Source organism: Bradyrhizobium sp. CCBAU 21365, from assembly GCF_015291305.1.
Taxonomy (GTDB): domain Bacteria; phylum Pseudomonadota; class Alphaproteobacteria; order Rhizobiales; family Xanthobacteraceae; genus Bradyrhizobium; species Bradyrhizobium elkanii.
Genome location: NZ_CP030036.1, coordinates 6,397,339 through 6,419,739, shown reverse-complemented (window position 1 = coordinate 6,419,739; position 22,401 = coordinate 6,397,339). Strand labels below are relative to the sequence as shown.

General features: G+C 61.6%; 21 protein-coding genes and 1 pseudogene. 18 read left to right on the top strand and 4 right to left on the bottom strand.

Annotation, left to right across the window (positions count from 1 at the left end; genetic code table 11):
* Positions 1-87 precede the first annotated feature (87 nt).
* From XI02_RS30225 to XI02_RS30215, 3 genes are read left to right on the top strand one after another with little or no spacing between them, the layout of a single operon-like run.
* Positions 88-1,827, top strand: a complete 1,740-nt coding sequence (locus XI02_RS30225; protein ID WP_172647569.1) for a VirD2 family relaxase/mobilization nuclease — start codon at positions 88-90, stop codon at positions 1,825-1,827.
* A gap of 23 nt (positions 1,828-1,850) precedes the next feature.
* The gene (locus tag XI02_RS30220) at positions 1,851-3,836 is read left to right on the top strand and encodes a conjugal transfer protein TraG (RefSeq protein WP_172647570.1); all 1,986 of its coding nucleotides are present in this window, start codon (positions 1,851-1,853) and stop codon (positions 3,834-3,836) included.
* Between the two features lie 7 nt (positions 3,837-3,843).
* Positions 3,844-4,275: a ribbon-helix-helix protein, CopG family gene (locus XI02_RS30215; RefSeq protein ID WP_172647571.1), complete on the top strand. Its 432-nt coding sequence runs from the start codon at positions 3,844-3,846 to the stop codon at positions 4,273-4,275.
* Positions 4,276-4,505: 230 nt separating this feature from the next.
* On the opposite strand, the gene XI02_RS30210 is transcribed toward XI02_RS30215, so the two are convergent.
* Complete coding sequence (locus XI02_RS30210; RefSeq protein ID WP_172647572.1) at positions 4,506-4,988, bottom strand: lipocalin-like domain-containing protein; 483 nt, start codon at positions 4,986-4,988, stop codon at positions 4,506-4,508.
* Positions 4,989-5,415: 427 nt separating this feature from the next.
* Between XI02_RS30210 and trbB the strand changes: the two genes are divergently transcribed.
* Genes trbB through XI02_RS30155 form a run of 11 tightly spaced genes read left to right on the top strand, consistent with a single transcriptional unit; the run spans position 5,416 to position 14,923 of the window.
* On the top strand, positions 5,416-6,384 hold the full coding sequence (gene trbB, locus XI02_RS30205) for a P-type conjugative transfer ATPase TrbB (protein WP_172647573.1): 969 nt from the start codon (positions 5,416-5,418) through the stop codon (positions 6,382-6,384).
* Positions 6,381-6,707, top strand: a complete 327-nt coding sequence (locus tag XI02_RS30200; RefSeq protein ID WP_172647574.1) for a TrbC/VirB2 family protein — start codon at positions 6,381-6,383, stop codon at positions 6,705-6,707. Before trbB ends, XI02_RS30200 begins: the two co-directional genes overlap by 4 nt.
* Positions 6,707-6,970 carry a VirB3 family type IV secretion system protein gene (locus XI02_RS30195; protein ID WP_172647575.1) on the top strand — a complete coding sequence of 88 codons (264 nt, stop codon included), beginning with the start codon at positions 6,707-6,709 and terminating at the stop codon, positions 6,968-6,970. The genes XI02_RS30200 and XI02_RS30195 overlap by 1 nt, the downstream gene beginning before the upstream one ends.
* 9 nt (positions 6,971-6,979) lie before the next feature.
* Positions 6,980-9,421, top strand: coding sequence for a conjugal transfer protein TrbE (gene trbE, locus XI02_RS30190; RefSeq protein ID WP_172647576.1), 2,442 nt, complete (start codon positions 6,980-6,982; stop codon positions 9,419-9,421).
* Positions 9,418-10,146: a P-type conjugative transfer protein TrbJ gene (gene trbJ / locus XI02_RS30185; RefSeq protein WP_172647577.1), complete on the top strand. Its 729-nt coding sequence runs from the start codon at positions 9,418-9,420 to the stop codon at positions 10,144-10,146. Before trbE ends, trbJ begins: the two co-directional genes overlap by 4 nt.
* Entirely contained in the window at positions 10,146-10,514 is a 369-nt protein-coding gene (gene trbK-alt, locus XI02_RS46480) for a putative entry exclusion protein TrbK-alt (protein ID WP_172647578.1), read from the top strand. The genes trbJ and trbK-alt overlap by 1 nt, the downstream gene beginning before the upstream one ends.
* Positions 10,511-11,731 carry a P-type conjugative transfer protein TrbL gene (gene trbL, locus XI02_RS30175; protein WP_194483242.1) on the top strand — a complete coding sequence of 407 codons (1,221 nt, stop codon included), beginning with the start codon at positions 10,511-10,513 and terminating at the stop codon, positions 11,729-11,731. The genes trbK-alt and trbL overlap by 4 nt, the downstream gene beginning before the upstream one ends.
* Positions 11,732-11,787: 56 nt before the next feature.
* Entirely contained in the window at positions 11,788-12,471 is a 684-nt protein-coding gene (trbF, locus tag XI02_RS30170) for a conjugal transfer protein TrbF (RefSeq protein ID WP_172649136.1), read from the top strand.
* The gene (gene trbG / locus XI02_RS30165) at positions 12,468-13,439 is read left to right on the top strand and encodes a P-type conjugative transfer protein TrbG (protein WP_370143061.1); all 972 of its coding nucleotides are present in this window, start codon (positions 12,468-12,470) and stop codon (positions 13,437-13,439) included. Before trbF ends, trbG begins: the two co-directional genes overlap by 4 nt.
* Before the next feature lie 56 nt (positions 13,440-13,495).
* The gene (locus tag XI02_RS30160) at positions 13,496-14,656 is read left to right on the top strand and encodes a TrbI/VirB10 family protein (protein ID WP_245164304.1); all 1,161 of its coding nucleotides are present in this window, start codon (positions 13,496-13,498) and stop codon (positions 14,654-14,656) included.
* A 6-nt stretch (positions 14,657-14,662) separates the two neighbouring features.
* A complete protein-coding gene (locus tag XI02_RS30155) occupies positions 14,663-14,923 on the top strand; it encodes a DUF2274 domain-containing protein (RefSeq protein ID WP_172647581.1) in 261 nt (86 codons plus the stop codon).
* Here the strand turns inward: XI02_RS30155 and XI02_RS30150 are convergent.
* On the bottom strand, positions 14,853-15,782 hold the full coding sequence (locus tag XI02_RS30150) for a LysR family transcriptional regulator (RefSeq protein WP_172647582.1): 930 nt from the start codon (positions 15,780-15,782) through the stop codon (positions 14,853-14,855). The two genes, XI02_RS30155 and XI02_RS30150, sit on opposite strands and share 71 nt — an antisense overlap.
* A 215-nt stretch (positions 15,783-15,997) precedes the next feature.
* On the opposite strand from XI02_RS30150, the gene XI02_RS30145 reads away from it, so the two are divergent.
* The 4 genes and pseudogenes from XI02_RS30145 (at position 15,998) to XI02_RS46475 (ending at position 18,751) form a co-directional block, all read left to right on the top strand.
* Complete coding sequence (locus XI02_RS30145; protein WP_172647583.1) at positions 15,998-16,387, top strand: hypothetical protein; 390 nt, start codon at positions 15,998-16,000, stop codon at positions 16,385-16,387.
* Positions 16,388-16,583: 196 nt separating this feature from the next.
* A pseudogene (locus XI02_RS30140) lies at positions 16,584-17,679 on the top strand (PepSY-associated TM helix domain-containing protein).
* Between the two features lie 25 nt (positions 17,680-17,704).
* Entirely contained in the window at positions 17,705-17,869 is a 165-nt protein-coding gene (locus tag XI02_RS30135) for a hypothetical protein (protein ID WP_370143894.1), read from the top strand.
* Positions 17,870-18,475: 606 nt separating this feature from the next.
* Entirely contained in the window at positions 18,476-18,751 is a 276-nt protein-coding gene (locus XI02_RS46475) for a DUF3085 domain-containing protein (protein WP_172647585.1), read from the top strand.
* A 187-nt stretch (positions 18,752-18,938) separates the two neighbouring features.
* Here XI02_RS46475 and XI02_RS30125 read toward each other — a convergent pair whose 3' ends face one another.
* The gene (locus XI02_RS30125; RefSeq protein ID WP_172647586.1) at positions 18,939-19,367 is read right to left on the bottom strand and encodes a heme-binding protein; all 429 of its coding nucleotides are present in this window, start codon (positions 19,365-19,367) and stop codon (positions 18,939-18,941) included.
* Positions 19,360-22,338 (bottom strand): FAD-binding and (Fe-S)-binding domain-containing protein, encoded by a 2,979-nt coding sequence (locus XI02_RS30120; protein WP_172647587.1) that lies wholly within the window; start codon positions 22,336-22,338, stop codon positions 19,360-19,362. Before XI02_RS30120 ends, XI02_RS30125 begins: the two co-directional genes overlap by 8 nt.
* Positions 22,339-22,401 lie beyond the last annotated feature (63 nt).

Sequence of the window (22,401 nt, the reverse complement as noted above, 5' to 3'; positions counted from 1 at the left end):
GAGAGGTGCCAGCGTTTCACGCGCCTCGCGCCTCCACGGATTTCGTAACGTTTTCAGCTTCCTGTCGCGATGTGCGGGCGCGCAATCATGAACGGCGAGGACAGATTCCGCATCCGGCCAGGCCGGATCCGCTCGTCCCGGGCTCAGCGCGCCAGACCGTTCGTCGCGCAGGTGCTTGCGGCGGCCCGGAAGGCCGGCGCACGCGTATCACGTACCGGCCAAATCACGCACGGCAATCGATCGACATTTGGGCGCGGCCGAACGGCAAGCGTGCGCGCCAACCGGTTCCTGACCAGCCGCTCGCGTGTCGTCGTCATCAAGACCCGTGTTGTGCGTCATCATGCAAGCGCAGCCCCTCTGGTGGCCCATCTCGGCTACCTCCGCCGCGAAGGCGTCACCCGCGATGGCGAGAAAGCCCGCTTGTTCGGGCCGCAGACCGATGAGGTAGATAGCCGTGCCTTTGCCGAGCGGACGGAGGGCGATCGACACCATTTCCGCTTCATCGTCTCACCCGAGGATGCCGTAGAGCTGGCCGACCTCAAGTCGTTTGCCCGGGACCTGATGAGTCAAATGGAGAACGATCTCGGCACCAAGCTTGATTGGACAGGTGTCGATCACTGGAATACGGACAACCCTCACGTTCACATCATTCTGCGCGGCCGAGCCGACGACGGCCAAGACCTCGTCATTGCCCGCGACTACATTAAGGAAGGAATGCGCGCGCGAGCGGCCGATCGCGTCACCCAGGAACTGGGGCCGCGGACCGATCTCGAAATCCGTCGCAATCTCGAGCGCCAGGTCGAAGCGGAGCACTGGACGCAGCTCGATCACCAGCTTGTCCGTGACGGCCGCGCGACCGGAATCGTGGACCTCGCGCCCGATCCAGGCGCTCAGCCGGATGAGTATCACACGCTGAAAGTCGGTCGGCTGCGCAAGCTAGAAGCGCTCGGACTCGCAGAGGAGGTCGGCCCTGGCCAATGGGCGATCGACGAGCGAGCCGAAGCGACGCTGCGCGAACTTGGCGAGCGTAGCGATATCATCAAGCGGATGCACCGCGCGCTGACTAGGCGTGGCATCGAGCGGGGATCTGCGAGCTACGTTCTTGCCACCGAGACCCTGGACACGCCGATCATTGGACGATTGGTCGACCGCGGTCTCCACGATGAATTGACAGGCACGGCTTACGCCGTGGTCGATGGTGTTGACGGGCGTACCCATCATATCAGGCTGCCCGATCTCGACGCCGTGGGCGACAGTGCTCCCGGCTCGGTCGTTGAGCTCCGCAAGTTCGATGACGCACGAGGGCAACGCCGGATCGCGCTCGCCGTCCGCTCTGATTTTGATATCGATCGGCAGATTACGGCGTCTGGTGCCACCTGGCTCGACAGGCAGAACATCGCGCGCGAGCCGGCCGCATTCTCCACTGGCGGCTTCGGCGCCGAGGTGCGGCAGGCTTTGGACGCCCGCGCCGAATATCTCATCCAGCAGGGACTTGCCGAACGACAAGGACAGCGCATCACCTTCGCTCACAGTCTGATAGATACGTTGCGCCGCCGGGAACTTGACGCGATCGGCGAAAAGCTCGTAGCCGACATAGGGCGGCCGTTCAATCGGGCGAGAAGCGGCGAATACGTTGCCGGCGTCTATCGCCAGCGTCTGGCTCTCGCGTCCGGCCGCTTCGCCATGCTCGACGACGGACTCGGATTCCAGCTCGTGCCCTGGACGCCGGCCCTCGAGCAACACCTCGGTCGGCAGGTCTCCGGCGTCGCGCGCGATGGCGGCGGCATCGACTGGAGTTTTGGGCGCAAGCGAGGGCTTGGTCTCTAGCTCTATCAGAAAGGACCTCGGACATGCCCGCCACCAGGATATTTTGGGGCCAGATCATCGCCGTCGTTGCCATCATCGTGGCGACGACCTGGGGCGCGACGGAGTGGGTGGCCTGGCGCCTCGCGTTCCAGCCTGAGTTGGGCACTCCCTGGTTTCGGCTGTTCGGTCTTCCCTTCTACCTCCCGCCGTCGTTCTTCTGGTGGTGGTACGGCTTCGACGCCTATGCGCCGTGGGTCTTCGTTGAGGGCGCCTACATTGCGGCATCGGGCGGCTTCATCTCTGTCGCAGTCGCCATTGGCATGTCGGTCTGGCGGGCCCGCGAGGCGACGAGGATTGAGACCTACGGCTCCGCCCGATGGGCCGAGGCGGAGGAGGTGAGGGCAGCTGGCCTTCTTGGCCCCGACGGAGTGGTCCTCGGGTGCTATGGTGAGGCCTATCTGCGCCATGACGGACCGGAGCATGTTCTGTGCTTCGCGCCGACCCGCTCGGGCAAGGGCGTCGGACTGGTCGTGCCATCCCTGCTGACTTGGCCGGGATCGGCGATCGTCCACGATATCAAAGGCGAGAACTGGCAGCTCACCGCCGGATTCCGCGCCCGGCATGGTCGCGTGCTGTTGTTCGATCCGACCAATCCGGAGTCCTCGGCCTACAATCCATTGCTGGAGGTTCGCCGCGGTGAATGGGAGGTGCGCGATGTCCAGAACATCGCCGACATCCTGGTCGATCCGGAAGGAAGCTTGGACAAGCGGAACCATTGGGAGAAGACCAGTCACGCGCTGCTGGTCGGCGCGATACTTCATGTCCTCTATGCTGAGGAGGACAAGACGCTCGCCGGCGTCGCTGCTTTTCTCTCAGACCCCAGGCGCCCGATCGAATCAACGCTCGCCGCGATGATGAAGACGGGGCATCTGGGGTCCAGTGGTCCGCATCCCGTCATCGCCAGCGCCGCCCGCGAGCTGTTGAACAAGTCGGAGAATGAGCGGTCCGGCGTTCTTTCGACGGCTATGTCGTTCCTCGGTCTCTATCGCGATCCCGTCGTTGCCGAGGTCACGCGACGCTGCGACTGGCGGATCATAGACCTCGCAGGCGCCAAGCATCCGACGACGCTCTACCTTGTGGTACCGCCCTCCGACATTGTCAGGACCAAGCCGCTAATCCGCCTGATCCTCAACCAGATCGGGCGCCGCCTGACGGAGGATCTTCACGCCGAGGCCGGCCGTCACCGAGTGCTTCTCATGCTGGACGAGTTTCCCGCGCTAGGACGCCTCGACTTCTTCGAGTCGGCGCTGGCTTTCATGGCAGGCTATGGGCTTAAAAGCTTTCTGATCGCGCAGTCTCTCAATCAGATCGAAAAAGCTTACGGCGCGAATAACGCGATCCTCGACAATTGCCATGTCCGGGTCAGTTTTGCCACCAACGACGAGCGCACAGCCAAGCGCGTGTCGGACGCACTCGGCACCGCGACCGAGATGCGCGCCATGAAGAATTATGCCGGTCACCGGCTGAACCCCTGGCTTGGCCATCTGATGGTTTCACGCCAGGAGACCGCGCGCCCACTGCTCACGCCCGGTGAGGTGATGCAGCTTCCGCCCACGGATGAAATCGTCATGATCGCCGGCACGCCACCCATCCGCGCGAAGAAGGCGCGCTACTACGAGGATGCTCGCCTCAAGGAGCGTATTCTGTCCCCACCCAAGCTGACGGCACCAAAAGAGCACGCAAAGTGCGAGTGGACCACGTTGCTGCTACGGGCACAGTCGCAAATCGGCGACGCGATGTGTGCATCCCAAGCCGCGGGCGATGACCCAACCGAATCCGAACACCGCCTTCAGCCTGAACTTAACCTCGTAAAGGCGGTCGAGATGAGGACATCAGTCCAGAATGAATTCGAAATCGATCCGGTTGACGACGAGGACGATGACGTTACTCGCAGCCGCCACATGAACCGTGCCATGCAAAGGGTGGCAAGACAGGCATCGCTCGATCCCGGCGACGGTATAGACCTCTGAGACTTCCATGGCAAAACCACCCCGGAAACAGCGCCTCTCGGTCTACCTCGATCCCAACGTCATGGGGCGACTTGCCGAACATGCGGCACGGCGCGGCCACTCCCGCTCATTGGTTGCAGAAGCGGCCATTGAATCTTTCCTTTCGCCAGATGCCTCAGAACGGCAGGAGGCTGCGATCGCGAGACGCCTCGACCAGTTTGATCGTCGCATGCTCCGTCTTGAGCGGGATGTCGGTATTGCGATTGAGACGCTCGCCGTATTCATCCGCTTTTGGCTAGCCACGACACCGGCATTGCCCGAACCGGCCGCACAGGCGGCACGCGCGAAGGCAGGCGAGCGGTACGATGCGTTCGTTTCAGCGCTCGGCCGTCGATTAGGGAAGGGGCCAAAGCTTCGGCAGGAAATTTCCGAAGACATTTCGATTGAAGAGGCGCCCTGAACATTTGCTCCAAGGACAGTCGGCGGTGATGCGCCAGCACCCCGTGCATGCATATTATGGAAGAAACGGAGCACAATCACACGTGTGAGCGCCCGCCGAGATCAAAATCCGGTTATAGCGACCGGGCTTGGCACCTTCCGGTTCACCTCGAATAGTGGACGTTCGCGACAGTTATGCAGACCGTCAGCTATGGGCCAAAAGCTGACCAAACGCCGACGACGGTCGGATCGTCATTTTGCCCGCTTGAACACCAATGCCAGCGTGATGCCGGCTGGAGTGCGTGGATTTGTGAAATTCAACTCATTGTCGGTGATCGATGTCACGATCCGACGTTGATTTGGCGCTCCGACCAAGTTGGGAAATGAGCTCGTCTCGATATTGACGGTAATCGTCTTGGTGCTCTCCTCAACGGTATACGTCCCAGTGTAGGCAACAATACCCGAAGCTATGGCCATAGCCTCATCTGCAGAAGGGCGCGCAGAGTCCCCTGATGCATACTTTGGCGCGTCGGAACGCACAGTGATGAAATGGAAGCGCCCGTCGGCGGTGTAGGTGACAGCGCCTTGCAGCTTTGGCCTCTCAATCGCACTGCCATCTTCACGCGTGGCGGAGCTGGATACGTAGATCCAAGTGCCAACCAACTGATCTTTCAGAGACTTCGCTTGAGACATGGCAGTGGTCGTAAATGCCGCGACCGAGATCAGCGTGGCCACACAAAGTCCAAGTCCGTACCGCCTGTTCATGAGATGCCCCTGTTTTCGGCAACGCGCCCAAGGTTACCCTAGCCGGTCGATTGCCAGCAACAGGTCAAAAGCTGCCGATAGCGACTGGTCCTAGGGAAATCCGCTTCGCTTCGGGAAGCTGATGTTATCGGTGGACGTTCAGACCGTCAGCCATAGCCAAGAAGCGGCAAAGAGACGACCGACGCTTTTGGTGGGTTGCAGTGCGGCGACGGATTCGCTCGTTTCCTAACCAGTCGATCTGATCGCACGCGGCCCCTGTCTTTCCGAGTCTTTCTCTTTCTACGCTGCAGTACGACGACTGCCGTTGCCGTATTGCAGGAAGGGAGTTGGTGCGTTTTCTAATCATCCCCATCCGAGGACGGTGATCTGACTTGTCCTCGATCGGTGGGGGCAAGCAGTGGCGATCCATACCTTTCAGTCGGAAGCGATCTCCCGCGGCGCGCGGATGTTGCGCAGTGCGCTTGGAGCCGCGATTGCGCGTTATCTGGAAGATGACGCGGTTGTCGAGGTCATGCTCAATCCGGACGGCCGGTTATGGATCGACCGGCTGTCAGTTGGGCTGACCGACACCGGTGAACGCCTCTCCGCCGTAGATGGCGAGCGCATCATTCGCGTGGTTGCGCATCATGTCGGCGCTGAGGTGCACGCCGCTGCGCCCAGACTTTCGGCCGAGCTCCCCGAAACCGGAGAGCGTTTCGAAGGCCTGCTTCCTCCGGTGGTCGCCGCACCGACGTTCGCCATCCGCAAACCCGCGGTCGCAGTATTCACGCTCGATGAATATGCGGCCTCCGGCATCATGAGGTCAGATCAGGCCGTCACGTTGCGACAGGCGGTGTCTGCGCGGATGAACATCCTGGTCGCCGGCGGCACCTCAACGGGCAAAACGACCCTCATTAACGCTCTGCTTGCCGAAGTCGCGAAGACCAATGATCGCGTGGTGCTGATCGAGGATACCCGCGAACTGCAGTGCAGGGCGCCGAATCTGGTTGCACTTCGGACCAAGGACGGAATCGTTTCGCTCTCCGATCTTGTGCGCTCGTCGCTTCGACTGCGGCCAGATCGCATTCCGATCGGCGAGGTGCGCGGCGCCGAAGCGCTCGATCTACTCAAAGCATGGGGCACCGGTCACCCCGGCGGCATCGGCACGATCCATGCGGGTACCGCGCTCGGTGCGCTACGCCGGCTGGAGCAGCTCATCCAGGAAGCGGTCATTACGGTCCCGCGCGCCCTGATTGCCGAGACCATCAACGTCATTGCCGTCCTGTCCGGCCGAGGCGCCGAGCGGCGTCTCGCCGAGCTCGCTCGCGTGACCGGGCTTGGTGCGACGGGTGACTACAGCCTCTCATCAGCAGGAGACCTGATATGATCTTTCGATCGCGACTTTCGGTAGGGGCGGCCTTCGCTGCCGCATCCGGCATCGTTCTAATCGCTGTGACCTCAGCCTGGGCCGCCGGCTCCAACATGCCCTGGGAACAGCCGCTCAACCAGATCCTGCAATCCGTCGAAGGGCCGGTCGCCAAGATCATGGCCGTCATCATCATCATCGTCACCGGGCTGACGCTAGCATTTGGCGATACGTCGGGTGGATTTCGCAGACTGATCCAGATTGTGTTCGGCCTGTCGATCGCCTTTGCGGCGTCGAGCTTCTTTCTTTCGTTCTTCTCCTTCGGTGGCGGCGTGGTGATCTGATGGACGAACCGGTCGCAGGCTTTGTCGCGCCCGTGCATCGCGCGCTGACCGAACCAATCCTGTTGGGCGGGGCACCGCGGTCGATCGCGATTCTGAACGGAACATTCGCCGCGGCGGTGGGCCTTGGTCTGCGCCTTTGGTTGGCGGGTCTTCTGCTCTGGTTTGTTGGTCACATGGCCGCGGTGTGGGCTGCCAAACGCGATCCGGCCTTTGTCGAGGTCGTTCGACGGCACCTGCGTATCCCCGGGCACCTCAGCGTCTGAGTTCGTTCCATGATCAATCTCTACGAGTACCGTCGGACCAGTATCCGGCTTGCCGATTTCCTGCCCTGGGCGGCGTTGATCGCCAATGGCGTAATCCTGAACAAGGACGGTTCATTCCAGCGTACTGCGAAGTTTCGAGGTCCGGATCTCGACAGCGCTGTGCCGGCCGAGCTCGTCGGCGTCAGTGGGCGTCTCAACAACGCCTTGCGCCGCCTGGGCTCGGGCTGGGCGGTGTTCGTCGAAGCGCAACGGCATTCGGCCGGGACCTATCCCGCCAGCACGTTTCCGGACGTGGCCTCCGCATTGGTCGATGCCGAGCGGCAGGCACAATTTGAGGAGGAAAGCGCTCACTACGAATCAAGCTACTTCCTGACGTTCCTCTATCTACCGCCGCCGGAGGACGCATCGCGCGTTGAACGGCTACTGTACGAAGGACGCGATCATACCGAACAGGCCGACGCGCGCGAAACTCTGCGGACGTTTATCGACCTTACAGACCGCGTGCTGCAGCTCGTCGAAGGTTTTATGCCGGAATGCGAATGGCTCGGCGATGGCGCGACTCTCACCTACCTCCATTCCACAGTCTCGACCAACCGGCATCGGGTTCGTGTTCCCGAAATCCCGATGTATCTCGACGCACTTCTCGCCGACCAGACACTGACCGGCGGCCTGGAGCCGATGGTGGGCGCCTTTCACTTGCGCGTTCTAACCGTCGTGGGATTCCCGACCGCGACCACGCCCGGAATTCTCGACGACCTCAATCGTCTGGCGTTTCCGTATCGTTGGTCGACCCGCGCCATCATGCTCGACAAGCTCGAGGCCACGAAACTTCTGACGAAAATCCGGCGTCAGTGGTTTGCCAAGCGCAAGTCGATCGCTGCGATTCTCAAGGAGGTGATGACCAATGAAGCATCGTCACTCCTGGATACCGATGCCCACAACAAGGCGATGGACGCCGACGCAGCGCTTCAGGAGCTCGGATCCGACCAAATCGGCCAGGCATTTGTCACGGCGACGGTCACGGTCTGGGACACCGATCCACGCGCGGCCGACGAAAAGCTCCGTCTTGCCGAGAAGGTCATCCAGGGCCGCGACTTCACCTGCATGGTCGAGACCGTCAACGCCGTTGAGGCGTGGCTCGGCAGTCTGCCTGGACATGTCTACGCCAATGTTCGTCAACCGCCGATCTCGACGCTCAATCTGGCGCATCTAATTCCACTGTCGGCCGTATGGGCCGGAGAACCGCGAGATCGCCACTTCGACGCACCGCCTCTTATCTACGGCAAGACGGAAGGCGCGACCCCGTTCCGCTTCTCGCTGCATGTCGGGGACGTCGGCCATACCCTTGTGGTTGGCCCGACCGGCGCCGGCAAGTCGGTTCTGCTTGCGTTGATGGCGCTGCAATTCCGCCGCTACCCCAATGCCCAGGTCTTTGCGTTCGATTTCGGCGGTTCGATCAGGGCGGCTTCATTCGCGATGGGCGGAGATTGGCATGACCTTGGGGGAGCGCTGTCCGGCGGGCCGGAGGAGGCAGTCGCGTTGCAGCCTTTGGCCTGGATTGACGATCCCAACGAGCGAGGCTGGGCCACGGAATGGATTGCCTCGATCCTCACCCGGGAGAAGATTGAGATCACGCCCGACGCGAAAGACCATTTGTGGTCGGCGCTGACGTCTCTTGCGTCGGCACCTGTGCAGGAGAGGACGTTGACTGGACTCTCGGTCCTGCTGCAGTCGGCGGTCCTGAAGCGCGCCTTGCAGCCCTATTGCCTGGGCGGACCCTACGGGCGGTTGCTCGACGCGGAGTTCGAGCGCTTGGGCGAGGCCTCGATCCAGGCCTTTGAGACCGAGGGATTGATCGGAACCGGCGCTGCAGCCGCCGTGCTCGCATATCTCTTTCACCGGATTGGCGACCGTCTTGATGGCCGGCCGACGCTCATCATCGTCGACGAAGGTTGGTTGGCGCTGGATGATGCCGATTTCGCCGGCCAGCTCCGCGAGTGGCTGAAAACGCTGCGGAAGAAGAATGCTTCCGTTGTGTTCGCCACTCAGTCGTTGTCGGACATCGACGGGTCGAAGATCGCGCCAGCCATCATCGAGAGCTGTCCGACACGGCTATTGCTGCCGAACGAGCGGGCAATCGAGCCACAGATCAAGGCAATCTATCAACGCTTTGGTCTCAATGACCGCCAGATCGAGCTTCTGAGCCGGGCGACTCCGCAGCGGGATTACTACTGCCAGTCTCGCCGTGGCAACCGAATGTTCGAACTCGGCCTTGGCGAGGTCGCACTCGCCTTTACCGCGGCCTCAGCTAAGTCCGATCAGGTCGTGATCGACCAATTGCTCGCAGAGCATGGCCGGGAGGGCTTTGTCACGTCGTGGCTTCGGCACCGTGGCGTCGGGTGGGCCACGGATCTCATTACTAATCTCACCAATCTGGAGAAGATCCGATGAACCGTCGTCGATTGATCGCGGCAGTCAGCATGCTTGCGTTGTCGCTCGTCAGCGCAAATACGGCACATGCAGTGATTGTCTTTGACCCCAGCAACTACGCCCAGAATGTCCTGACAGCGGCGCGCGAACTGCAGCAGATCAACAACCAGATCACTTCGCTGCAGAATCAGACGCAGATGTTGATCAATCAGGCGAAAAACCTGGCCAGTCTGCCATATTCCGCGCTTCAGCAGCTGCAGTCATCGATCCAGCGTACCCAGCAGCTTTTGTCCCAAGCCCAGCGCGTCGCCTATGACGTGCAGCAGATTGATCGTGCCTTTGCCACGAGCTACGCGCCGATGACAGGCGGTCAATCCAATGCCGCGCTGATTGTCGGTGCCCAGACACGGTGGCAGAACTCGCTCGCAGCGCTTCATGACGCCCTGCGCGTCCAGGCGGGCGTGGTCGGCAATCTCGACACTCATCGCGCGCAGAGTACAGCACTGGTGACTTCAAGCCAGAGCGCGAGCGGTGCGCTGCAGGCAACGCAGGCAGGTAATCAGATCCTTGCGCTCCAGGCACAGCAACTCGCCGATCTCACCGCAACGGTGGCGGCACAAAGCAGAGCTCAGGCGCTGGAATCCGCTCAGCGTGCGGCGGCTCAAGATCAAGGGCGTGAGCAGCTTCGACGTTTCTTAGCGCCCGGCCAGGGTTACCAGTCCTCGAGTGTGCGGATGTTCCACTGATGGATGGTCTTGGTCCCTTCAAACGGTTGCCATCCGTTGTGGCTGTCGGGATGGCAGTCCTGGCAACGGCCGCTTGCGCGATCCAATTGCGCGAGTCTGGCAACGATGCGGCTGCGAAACAAACGAGTGTGTGGAAGGCCGGACCGCCAGAACCAGACCTGGCGCGCTGCCGCACTGTGACGTTAGGGCAGGGAGCCGAGTTTGAGCAGTGCCGAAGAATCTGGAGCGAAAACCGAAGACGGTTCTTTGGTCATAGAACTGGCAGAGCTTCTTCTGGCTTGAGCGAGGAGATGATCCCGAAGAAAGACCAAGGCCGGATGCTGCAGGGCTACCCATCCGTGGCAACGCCGGCCGAGGGGTTTCAATGACAGGTACTGGCGTCATCGATCAATTCCTCGAAACCTTCGCGCATTACATCGACGGCGGTTTTGGGCTGCTCGGCAGCGAAATCGGCTACCTCGCGACCACGTTGGTGGCAATCGACATTACGCTCGCTGCGCTATTTTGGGCTTGGGGCGGCGACAATGATGTCGTCGCGCGACTTGTTAAGAAGACGCTCTTTGTCGGCGTTTTCGCCTATCTCATCGGTAACTGGAACAGTCTCGCCCGGATCGTCTTCGAGAGCTTCGCGGGTCTCGGCCTAAAGGCGTCCGGCACCAGCCTTTCGGCCGCCGATTTCGTCCGTCCAGGAAAGATCGCGCAGGTTGGTCTCGATGCCGGTCGACCGATCCTCGACTCGATCTCGAATCTGATGGGGTACATCAGCTTCTTCGAGAATTTCATCCAGATCGTGGTTCTTCTGTTCGCCTGGGTCGTCGTGCTGCTGGCCTTCTTTATTCTGGCCATTCAGCTGTTCGTCACACTGATCGAGTTCAAGCTGACGACCTTGGCCGGCTTTGTGCTGATTCCGTTCGGTCTGTTTGGCAAGACCGCTTTTGCCGCCGAGCGCGTTCTGGGCAACGTCGTCTCGTCGGGCATCAAGGTCCTGGTGCTGGCTGTCATCGTCGGCATCGGCTCGACCTTGTTTTCACAGTTCACAGCCGGCTTCAGTGGAGGTCAGCCGACGATCGAAGATGCGATGACGTTGGTTCTGGCCGCGCTATCCCTACTGGGCCTCGGCATCTTCGGCCCTGGCATAGCCAATGGACTTGTCTCGGGCGGCCCACAGCTTGGAGCGGGTGCTGCCGTAGGGACTGGACTTGCGGCTGGCGGCGTCGTCGCCGCCAGTGTTGGCGTGGCGGCTGGCGCTGCCGGTTTGGCTGGAGGCGCCCTTGCAGGTGCCGCCCGTGGTGGCGGCGCAGTCGCCAGGGGAACCGCGGCGGCCTACCGCAACGGCGGCGTAACTGGCGTCGCCGAGGCTGGCCTTTCCGCTGCCGCTAGTCCCCTCCGTCGCGCTGCAGCGGTCCTTGGCGGCGGCAAACAGTCAGAGGGGCAAGGCTCCGCCGACGATTCTCCGGCTTGGGCACAGCGCATGAAGCGCGCCCAGACCATCAGCCATGGCGTGTCCGCGGCGAGTCATGCCGTTCGATCCGGTGATCACGGTGGAGCTGGCAGCTCCGTCAAAGTCTCGGAGGGAGAACACTGAGTGCCGACGGACTTCCGGCTGCGGTCAAACAATCTGAATTCTGTGTTGAGGGTATGATGTTCAGACGATCTTCAGTTCACTACGGACGCGCACCTGAACCGGTGACGCCGTATCAGAAGGCAGCGCAAGTCTGGGACGAGCGCATTGGAGCAGCTCGCGTTCAAGCCAGGAATTGGAGGCTGATGGCCTTCGGCTGCCTGGCCTTGTCGTGCGGCCTTGCCGGTGGTCTTATTTGGCAATCCGCGCAAGGCACGATCACACCCTGGATTGTTGAGGTCGATCGCCTTGGTCAAGCGCAGAGAGTTGCGCCAGCAAATCCGGACTACGAGGCGAGCGATCCACAGCTCGCTTACCACCTGGCTCGCTTGATCGAAGACGTTCGCAGCTTGCCGTCCGATGCAATCGTCCTCCGCCAAAACTGGCTCAGGGCCTATGACTTCACCACTGACCGTGGGGCTGTCGCTCTCAACGAATATGCGCGGGCCAATGACCCGTTTGCGAAGCTCGGCAAGGTCCAGATCTCAATCGATGTCTCGAGCGTCATTCGGGCATCACCGGACAGCTTTCGCGTGGCATGGGTTCAGCGCGTCTACGAGAACGGAGCTTTGTCTTCGACCGAACGCTGGACGGCAATCTTGTCGGTTGTGATCAGAACCCCGCACGACGCTGACCAGCTGCGCAAGAACCCGCTCGGAATCTACGTCAACACAATCAATTGGTCGAAGGAGCTGGGGCAATGAGACTTAAGGCTATGGCGCACAGGAGGGGAGCCGTTTCAATAGTGATGTCCTGCAGCCTCCTGCTGGGCGGCTGCTCAACATTCATCCCGCCCGAAATCGCCTACGACGCGGATGTGCCGGCGCTGCCGCCGCCTCCGGGGCCGGCGGATGATCGGGCCCGACCCGTCCATATTCCACCGTCTTGGAAGCCCACCCTCGGCGGCAAGTTCGGGACGAAGGAAGATGCCGAGCCCGTTGGCCGAATAGAAACCGCCAACAGCGCTGCCAGGGTCGAACCGCGCAAGAAAGGATATTTCAATGCGGCGCAGATCTACAGTTTTAGTCCCGGTGCGCTCTATCAGGTCTATGCGGCGCCGGGACAGATCACCGATATCGCCTTGGAGGAAGGCGAGCAGCTGACAGGAAGCGGGCCGATCGCCGCGGGTGATACGGTGCGCTGGGTGGTCGGTGATACCGAAAGCGGCAGCGGCGAAACACGCCGCGTGCATGTCCTGGTTAAACCGACCCGGGCGGCGATCGAGACGAACCTCGTCGTCAATACCGACCGACGCACCTATTTGATCGAGCTTCGTGCCCGCGAAAAGTCCTACATGCCCTCCGTTGCCTGGTATTATCCGGAAGCAGCGCAGGGAAAGGGGAGATCGGCGCCATTAACGCCCGCGCTGCCTGACGCGTCGCAGCGCCGGTTCCGTTACGCGATCGAGGGCGACAGTCCGCCGTGGCGTCCGCTTGCGGCCTATGACGATGGCCGAAAGGTCTATGTCGAGTTTCCGCAAGGCATTGTTCAAGGTGAAATGCCGCCGCTGTTCGTGCTTGGCTCCGACGGCAAGACCGAGATTGTCAACTACCGAGCCTTTAGCAACGTGCTGATTGTCGATCGGCTGTTCGCGGCGGCCGAATTGCGGTTGGGAGAAGAGCACCAGCAGAAGGTCAGAATTGTCCGGACTGACGGGAGGCCCTCGTCGTGAGCACCGAGAATCGGCAGGGAGACCAACATCCAGTTGAGGCACGAACGCCCGAGGAATTGGCGAAAGGCTTTCGACTCAGACCCGAATACCCGCGCGTGACGCGCTTGTCGCGGAAGGTTTTGGCGACTGGGAGTGCGCTCGGATTGGCCGTCATTGGTGTGGTAGTGGTGTGGGCACTGCAGAAGAATAAAGAGGCTAGCCCGGTATCAGGAGAGCTTTATGGCACCGAGCACCACAATGTTGCCGAAGGCGTCACAACGTTGCCTCGCGACTATTCAGCGGTGCAGCGCCAAGTGCCGCAGCTCGGTCCGCCGCTTCCTGGTGATCTCGGCAGACCAATCCTGGCGGCCCAGGGTGGTTTGCCGCCGGCAACAGCGGTCACGATGCCAGATCCGGAGCAACAGCGCCGCGATCAGGAGACGGAAGCGGCGCGCGTAAGCCGTGTATTCGTATCGGGGAATATCCGTGACCAATCCGCGACTGCTACCCAATTGCAGGCAGGCGATCGCAGCACGGCAGCCCCAACAACGCTCAATGGTGATGACGGATTGGCTCAGAACGGGCAGGACCGGAAGCTCGCCTTCGTCAGTGCCCCCGCCGACCGTCGCACGACGAGCCCGGATCGGATCACGAAGGCGGCATCACCTTATGTCGTGCAGGCCGGCTCGGTGATTCCCGCAGCGCTCATCACAGGCGTTCGCTCAGACCTCCCCGGGCCGATCACCGCGCAGATAACGGAGAACCTTTATGATACGCCGACGGGCCGCTTCCTGCTTGTTCCTCAAGGAGCGCGACTCATCGGTACCTACGATAGCCAGGTAGCTTTCGGCCAATCCCGGGTGCTGCTTGTCTGGACGCGGCTCATCATGCCGAACGGCCGGTCGATCGTGCTCGAGCGACAGCAAGGTGCCGACGCGGCGGGTTATTCCGGTCTCCAAGACGATGTCGACAATCACTGGCTGGAGCTCTTCAAGGCGGCCGCTCTCTCGACATTGCTGGCTGTTGGCACCGAGCTCGGTGCGGGCTCCGATACGAACGGCAATGATAGCGCGATTATTCAGGCGTTGCGGCACGGAGCGGGGGATTCGTTGAATCAGACTGGCCAGCAAGTCGTTCGGCGCAGCCTCAACGTTCAGCCGACGCTGACCGTCCGCCCGGGATTTCCGGTGCGTGTGATCGTCAATCGCGATCTCGTGCTCGAACCGTACAGAGGCTGATCGATCATGTCCAAGCTCAAGATCGGAACGTTGCCCGATGACAAGCCCGTCAAGGTCAGTCTTGAATTACCGGCGTCGGTGCATCGAGATCTCATCTCGTACGCAGAGGTCTTGACGCGGGAGACCGGTCGACGAACAGATCCGACGAAACTGATCGCGCCTATGCTAGCCAGGTTCATGGCGACCGACCGGGAGTTCACAAAAAGACGGCGTCTTGCCCGTTCGCGCCTGTCAGAGGTGGAGGATAGCGTTCCGCCAAGAGACTAAGAAAGCGCGCAACGGCAGGCCGATCGTTCTCGGGAAGCCACCGGGCACAAGCGCGCATCCGTATCGGGCCTTCAGAGTTGTGTAGCTCCAGGCAAACAACGTCGTCACCGACGGCTCCGATGTCGAATTCCGGAATAAGGCTAGCGCCGAGGCCCATAGCCACCAGAGAGTAAATCAGCTGTTGGCTTGCGTCGTGTCGCTGAATGTTTGGCGAGATGCGGTAGGTCGCGAGTTCAGATCGAAGCAACGCCTCGAGACCGTTCACCGGTTCTGACCTGCCAAGTATGATCGTGTGATCGATGAGATCCGCCCAGTGAACTTTCTGATGTTCCGCCAGGGCATGTTTTCTCGGTAACGCGACCAAGACGCGCTCATGCCAAAGCGCGCGAGCCTCGGCGCCTGGCGGAGGTCGCAACATTTCTGGGACGATGATGATATCGACAGTGCGGCTTCGTAGCCTTTCATAGAGTTCCTGCAAAGGCTTTTCGACAATCGATATTTCAGTCTGTCGACCGTCAGCAAGGATCGACTGCAAATTTCTAGCCGAAGACGAGGTGCAAAGACCTAGCGAAAGTCTGTCGGTGCTTCGATCCGGGGCTTCGTTTGCCGACTCGAGCAACGCGTCAATTTGTTTTAGCAACGTGCTCGCACGATCTAAAAATCGGTTGCCTGCAACAGTTGCTTGCACACCTTTTCTCGACCGGACGAACAGCGTGATCCCGATGTGGCGCTCGAGTTCAGCTATCGACCGGCTAAACGTCGAATGGCGGACGGTAACTTGGTCTGATGCCTTTCTGAAGCTGCCATGATTGTGCGCCAGTACCGCCGAGCGGAGGTGCTTAAGCTCGACCACGCGCATGGCGTGCTTCCGACGGGCTTGTGAATGAAGCATCCACTTCAACCTCTGCAACGCAAGAAAGCCTAGCTGTGCAAGATAGGTCAGCCGTGATTGATGCGCACCTGTCAGATCTTACAGGCGTTTTGCATCGAGTGGTTCAGTTACCCTGCGATTGATGAGCGGCAGTCTTGATCTTGGTTGCCATGCCTGACGACTAGAACAACGAAAGCCTATGCATGCAATCTGCAGAAATCCCTGCGCTTGAGCCATTCAGTGAAGTTCTATCACCAACTGGCGCCCGGTGGTCGGGTGAAGTGGTCAGACTTGGATATCGCATTGCCGGAACGGACACGGTGCTGACGTCAATTGAAGTCCCACTGGCGGTGGTTCGGGAATCGATCCCTCGAGAGCTAGCCATAAACCTTGATCCAAGAGGATTAGTCACAGCAAGTGTTGAATGCTACACCAAAGAAACAGAGTTCAGAGCGGTTTCCTTGGTTGATCTCGTCCGACAGCTGCTTCACGCCGACCGCATTCGGATGGAAGAGATTGGCATGTCTGATTTAGAAGCCCTCTTACACATCTTGAAGATTTCCATGCAGCTGGTCGAAGCGAAGATGGCGTAATCTGGCAAGCTGATTTGTGCAGCGTTTGCCTACATCGCCACCTAGCTGTTTGCGGCGTTGCGGCCTCGGCAATGAACGCACAGTGGCGGGCAAAATGAAGTACACGTGAAACTAGGTAACGAAATTGACTGCGACGACCAGATCCCTGCGATGAGGTGCCGTCCATAAATGGACGAGCCTCATCTGCACGTTGTTCATGCTGCTGCTCTGCATCACCGGCCTGCCGCGGATCTTCCACGAGCAGATCGACGATCTCCTGCACAGCCAGGTCAAGCCGGCCGACGTGCCGCCAGGCACGCCGCCGGCCAATCTGGATCGTCTGCTCGGCAACGCGCTGGCGCAGGTGCCCGGAAAGGTGCCTCACTTCCTGATCTGGGACCGCGACGATCCGAGCGCGATGTTCGTCAGCGTCGGCCCGACCATCGATGCCGATCCGACCAACAACCTCTTGATCCGGATGGACACCCACACCGGCGGCGCCGCCTATCTCGATGCGCCCGACGTGACCGGCCGCTTCACCTACATCATGCTGAAGCTGCACACCGACATGTTCGCGGGGCTGCCCGGCAAGCTGTTCCTCGGATTGATGGGGGTCCTGTTCTGCGTCGCGATCATCTCCGGGATCGTCGTCTATGCACCGTCGATGCGGAAGCTGCGTTTCGGCGCCTACCGCGCGCGGCGGACCCGCGTCGTGCGCTGGCTCGACGTCCACAATCTCGCGGGCATCCTGCTCGTCGCCTGGACGGTGGTCGTCGGCTTCACCGGGGTGATCAACACCTGGGCCGATCTCGTGCTCAAGATGTGGCAGTTCGGCCAGCTCGCCGAAATGACCGCGCAGTACAAGGATCGGCCGGTGCCGTCGAAGCTGACCTCGCTAAATGCGGCGGTCGAGGTGGCCACCCATGCGGTGCCCGGCATGACGTCGAGCTTTGTCGCTTTCCCGGGAACCCTGTTCAGCAGCAAGAGCCACTACGCCGTGTTCCTGCATGGCGATACGCCATTGACCTCGCGGCTGCTGAAGCCGGCGCTGATCGACGCGGAAACCGGCAAGCTGACCGATACAAGGGACATGCCCTTGGTATGTGACGACCCTGTTCGTCTCGCAGCCGCTGCATTTCGGCGACTATGGCGGCATGCCGCTCAAGATCGTCTGGGCGCTGCTCGACATCCTGACCATCTTCATCCTCGTGACCGGCGTGTATCTGTGGATGCGCCGCCGCAAGGCCGGTGTGAGCCAGGAACGCGCGATCGCCAACGCCGCCTCCATCGACAATCCCGCATTATCGTCGTGACGTCAGCATGGTCTCGCATCGTTCATTGACCCAAATCTTCGGCGCTCCGCTCGTCATCGCGATCGTGAGCACGGTCGGATTGATCAGCGCGCTGGTCGGCGACGGCTGGTGGGATGCGGTCTCGTGGGTCGGGCTCGGACTGCCTGTGCTGCTCTATCTGGTGTTCACCTGGCGGCGCCAGCCGAACTGACGCGCCCGATTCAAGGCGGTGCCTGATCTGTCGCGAAGCCGGTCCGAAACAAGCCGGCTCGTCGAGTGCGATGGCAATTGGGATCGAAAAGTCGAATGCCATGCGCGGCCGCATCCGGCTTTAATTGCTTGATTCACGTCGGCTCAGCCGAGACTGAGATCGCTAGCAGCGCTCGTATCGAAAGGGCCCGACAGCTTCAATCAAAATAGCGAAATCGCGTTCGGTCGTTGGAAAGTTTAGGGCCGGAATCGACTATCCTTGCGGCCTCAACGCCAAACGCTGGCCGCAAATACTGCCTTATTCGCCGGTCCCTCTTAGTACGCGATCTTAGGGCGTTGGAGTCTTCGGTGTTAAGCTGCTGCACGATCCCGGTAGGTGAAGCGACGACGCTTATGTGCAATAGCCTGTGATTACCGTCCCCAGCTCCGGTTGGTTCGAAGGTCGGCCTCGTCGGGCTGTTGAATGAGTGAAGTTTGGCCGCTGTTCATCCCGTGTGTTTGGTGGGTTGGCTCACAATGAGGGCATCCAAGTTTTGTCCGACATACTGTTCCCGAGCCGTGCAACACCTCTTGTTTTGACGCGGCGCACACAGCTACCACCGTGCAAATGGCTGCAATTCCCAACAATCTCAATTATTTCCCCCGGTGCAGCTCTTACCGCGCCCGTCGCTGTGCCAGGGGGCTTCTCGTGCATGACCGAAGCGTCTATCTGATGTCAAACGGTCAGCCCCCCGATTTAGTGAATGCCCCGCGCAAGTTTGTAGCTTATGCAAAGGGATGCCATCCCGATCGAGACCCAAAATGGCGGGCGGTGGCTCGCGAACTCGTGGGCGATGTGATTCTAGCTGTCTCTTGCCTCTGGCGAATGAATTGCGGGCCATAGTCGATGCAGAGGCAGAAGTTATCGTGCGCAATCTCGACCGGGATGGCGTCGAGATTGCGGTAGGTGGCCTAGGCATCGTTTGATAGCGATTTGACGTGCGCTGTTAGGAGGTCGACTGTTTCGATCAGTCCCTCCGCTTCCATCATGTCAATTCGTCACCAGGTGCAAATTTGTCAATTTTGTACTATCACCCGATGTTGGCCTTCAGGCCGGCAGCTTCGATGCCGGCCACGGCGCAGATCTCGTCATGGTCCGAGGTGTCGCCGCTGACGCCGACGGCGCCGAGCAGGGTCGCGCCGTCCATGATCAGGACACCGCCGGGGACCGGCACCATCCGGCCCTGCGCCAGCGTGTTCACGGCGTCGACGAAATAGGCCTGCTCCTGCGCGCGCAGAAACAGCGCCCGCGATCCCATCCCGAGCGCCAGCGCGCCATAGGCCTTGCCATGGGCGATCTCAGCCCGCATCAGGCTGGTGCCGTCCTGTGCCGCCGTCACCTTCACGGCGCCGCGCGCGTCGAGGATGGTGACGACCAGCGGCTTGAACTTCTTCTCGACCCCCTTGGCCAGCGCGGCATCCAGAATCTTGCGGGCAATTTCGAGAGTGAGCTCAGCCATGGGCCTCTTCCTTTGTCGGTAACAATCTGTCGGAGTTCGATTTCGCACGTTTCAGGCTCATCGCCAATACGCTGGCGACATGCAGCGGCGTCCGCCCGCTGCCGTCCTTGATCTGGTGCCGGCATGAGGTCCCGTCGGCCACGATCAGCGTGTCCTGATCGGCGCCTCTGACAGCCGGCAGCACCGACAGCTCGGCCATCTCGATCGAGGCCTGATAGGTGTCGGCGCCATAGCCGAACGCGCCGGCCATGCCGCAGCAGCTCGACTCGATGGTCTTGACGTCGAGGCCCGGCACCAGGCGCAGCACTTTCTCCACCGGCTTGAACGCGCCGAAGGATTTTTGGTGGCAATGACCATGCACCACGGCCTTGCCGGCGACCGCGCCGAGCGGCAAAGCAAGGCGCCCGGCCTCGGCCTCGCGCACCAGAAATTCCTCGAACAGCAGCGAGTGCGCGCTGACGGTCTTGGCGGCCTCATCCGAGCGCAGCGACAGCAGCTCGTCGCGCAAGGTCAGCAGGCAGCTCGGCTCGAGACCAATGATCGGCACGCCGCGGGCCGCGAACGGGACGTAGGTCGCAACCAGCCGGTCGAGCTCGGCGCGGGCCTGCTCAACCAGTCCGGCCGACAGGAACGTTCGCCCGCAGCACGGCGGCCGCCCGCCGTCCGATGGCCTCGGCAGATGCACGCGATAGCCGCCGGCGACCAGCACCTCGATCGCAGCGTCGAGATTCTCGCGCTCATAGCCGCGGTTGAACGTATCGGCGAACAGCACCACTTCGCGGCCATCCGCCGGACCCAGTGCCTCGGCGTCGGGCCGGAACGTGTCGCTGCGAAATTCCGGCAGCGCGCGCCTGGCGCTGATCCCGGCGAGTTTCTCCAGCAGCGCGCGCAGCAGCGGGCTGCGGTTGCGCCAGTTCGCGATCGGCGCAAGGCGCGAGGCGAGATCGACATAGCGCGGCAGATAGCCGACCAGCCGGTCGCGCAGCGACAGACCGTGCGTCGCCGCGCGCGCGGCCAGCACCTCGATCTTCATCTTGGCCATGTCGACGCCGGTCGGGCATTCATGGCGGCACGCCTTGCAGGAGACGCAGAGCTTCAGTGTCTCCATTATCTCGTCGGAGGCGAGCGCGTCCGCACCCAGCTGGCCCGAGATCGCCAGCCGCAGCGTATTGGCGCGGCCGCGGGTGACGTCCTTCTCGTTGCGCGTCGCACGATAGGACGGGCACATCACGCCGCCTTCGAGCTTCCGGCAGGCGCCGTTGTTGTTGCACATCTCGACGGCGCCCTGGAAGCCGCCGCCGGCGCCGGGATAGGCCGACCAGTCGAGCACCGTCTTCAATTCGCCGACGCGATAATCCGGCGCGAAGCGGAACAGCGAACGGTCGTCCATCTTGGGTGGATCGACGATCTTGCCCGGATTGAGCGTGCTGGTCGGATCGAAGCGTTGCTTGACCTCGCGGAAATCGGCCACGATGCGCTGCCCGAACATCGCTTCGTGGAATTCCGAGCGCACCAGTCCGTCGCCGTGCTCGCCGGAATGCGAGCCCTTGTATTCGCGCACCATCGCGAAGGCTTCCTCGGCAATGGCGCGCATCGCCTTGACGTCCTTCTCGAGCTTGAGATTGAGCACCGGGCGCACATGCAGGCAGCCTTCGGAGGCATGCGCATACATCGTGCCGCGGGTACCGTGCTTGGCGAACACGGCATTGAGCCGCTCGGTGTAGTCGGCGAGATGCGGCAGCGGCACCGCGCAATCTTCGACGAACGAGACCGGCTTGCCCTCCTGCTTCATCGACATCATGACGTTGAGGCCGGCCGCGCGGAAATCGGCGATGCCGGTTTGCAGCGTGGGCTCGACGATCTCGACCACGCCGCCCCATTTGCGCTGCGGCTTGTCCCAGCCGAAGCCGAGGTCGGCCATCAGCTCGCCGAGCTGCTTGAGGCGGGTGAGATTGTCGGCCTGGTCCTCTTCCGCGAACTCGACCACCAGGATCGCGTCCGGATCGCCGCGCACCGCCGCCGAGATGATCGGCTGGAACATCGCGATCTCGCGGCCGAGCGCGATCATGGTGCGGTCGACCAGCTCCACGGCAATGGGCCGCAGCTTGACCAGATGCTGGGCCGCGTCCATCGCCTCGTAGAAGCTGCCGAAATGGCAGACGCCAAGCGCCTTGTTGCGGATCACAGGCCACAGCTTGAGTTCGACCTGCGTCGTGAAAGCGAGGGTGCCTTCCGAGCCGACCAGAAGATGCGCCAGGTTGTTCGGCGCGTTGCGCGGCACCAGCGCGTCGAGGTTATAGCCGCCGACGCGGCGCTGCACCTTGGGGAATTTGTCCGCGATCTCGAGCGCCTCGCGCTCGCCGAGATCGAGCATGTCGCGAAACAGCTTCAGTCCGCTGTCGGACGAATTGACCCGCGTCAGGTCGCGCGGCACCTCGCCGAAATGCAGCACCGTGCCGTCGGCGAGCGCGGCATCCACCGACAGCGTGTTGTCGCGCATGGTGCCGTAGCGTAGCGAGCGGCCGCCGCAGGAATTGTTGCCGGCCATGCCGCCGATCGTGGCGCGCGACGCGGTCGAGACGTCGACCGGAAACCACAGCCCGTGCTTCTTGAGTTGCCGGTTGAGGTCGTCGAGCACGATGCCGGGCTCGACTACGCAGGTCCGATTCTCGACGTCGAGCGAGAGGATCCGGTTCAGGTGCTTGGACAGGTCGACAACGATGCCGTCATTGACGGTCTGGCCGCATTGCGAGGTGCCACCGCCGCGCGGGGTGACGATCCGCCCAGCGTCGCGGACGATCGCAAGCGCCCGCAGCGCCTCGTCGACGGTTCGCGGCACCACCACGCCCGCCGGCATGATCTGGTAGAACGAGGCGTCGGTCGCGTAGCGGCCGCGGTTGAAGGCGTCGAAAAACACGTCGCCGGTCAGTTCGGACCGCAGGCGCTGTTCGAGCGAGGAGGCGTTCTTCATCCCAGATCCGATGTGATCCATGACGCGAGGGAGGTTGCATGGATTATGCATTCTCTCGACGTG

What these genes read in the sequence shown, in the direction of transcription:
- XI02_RS30225 (WP_172647569.1), top strand. Translation starts at nt 88, where the DNA reads ATGAACGGCGAGGACAGATTCCGCATCCGGCCAGGCCGGATCCGCTCG.
- XI02_RS30220 (WP_172647570.1), top strand. Translation starts at nt 1,851, where the DNA reads ATGCCCGCCACCAGGATATTTTGGGGCCAGATCATCGCCGTCGTTGCC.
- XI02_RS30215 (WP_172647571.1), top strand. Translation starts at nt 3,844, where the DNA reads ATGGCAAAACCACCCCGGAAACAGCGCCTCTCGGTCTACCTCGATCCC.
- XI02_RS30200 (WP_172647574.1), top strand. Translation starts at nt 6,381, where the DNA reads ATGATCTTTCGATCGCGACTTTCGGTAGGGGCGGCCTTCGCTGCCGCA.
- XI02_RS30195 (WP_172647575.1), top strand. Translation starts at nt 6,707, where the DNA reads ATGGACGAACCGGTCGCAGGCTTTGTCGCGCCCGTGCATCGCGCGCTG.
- trbE (WP_172647576.1), top strand. Translation starts at nt 6,980, where the DNA reads ATGATCAATCTCTACGAGTACCGTCGGACCAGTATCCGGCTTGCCGAT.
- trbJ (WP_172647577.1), top strand. Translation starts at nt 9,418, where the DNA reads ATGAACCGTCGTCGATTGATCGCGGCAGTCAGCATGCTTGCGTTGTCG.
- trbK-alt (WP_172647578.1), top strand. Translation starts at nt 10,146, where the DNA reads ATGGATGGTCTTGGTCCCTTCAAACGGTTGCCATCCGTTGTGGCTGTC.
- trbL (WP_194483242.1), top strand. Translation starts at nt 10,511, where the DNA reads ATGACAGGTACTGGCGTCATCGATCAATTCCTCGAAACCTTCGCGCAT.
- trbF (WP_172649136.1), top strand. Translation starts at nt 11,788, where the DNA reads ATGTTCAGACGATCTTCAGTTCACTACGGACGCGCACCTGAACCGGTG.
- trbG (WP_370143061.1), top strand. Translation starts at nt 12,468, where the DNA reads ATGAGACTTAAGGCTATGGCGCACAGGAGGGGAGCCGTTTCAATAGTG.
- XI02_RS30155 (WP_172647581.1), top strand. Translation starts at nt 14,663, where the DNA reads ATGTCCAAGCTCAAGATCGGAACGTTGCCCGATGACAAGCCCGTCAAG.
- XI02_RS30150 (WP_172647582.1), bottom strand. Translation starts at nt 15,782, where the DNA reads ATGCGCGTGGTCGAGCTTAAGCACCTCCGCTCGGCGGTACTGGCGCAC.
- XI02_RS30145 (WP_172647583.1), top strand. Translation starts at nt 15,998, where the DNA reads ATGCAATCTGCAGAAATCCCTGCGCTTGAGCCATTCAGTGAAGTTCTA.
- XI02_RS46475 (WP_172647585.1), top strand. Translation starts at nt 18,476, where the DNA reads ATGGCTGCAATTCCCAACAATCTCAATTATTTCCCCCGGTGCAGCTCT.
- XI02_RS30125 (WP_172647586.1), bottom strand. Translation starts at nt 19,367, where the DNA reads ATGGCTGAGCTCACTCTCGAAATTGCCCGCAAGATTCTGGATGCCGCG.
- XI02_RS30120 (WP_172647587.1), bottom strand. Translation starts at nt 22,338, where the DNA reads ATGAAGAACGCCTCCTCGCTCGAACAGCGCCTGCGGTCCGAACTGACC.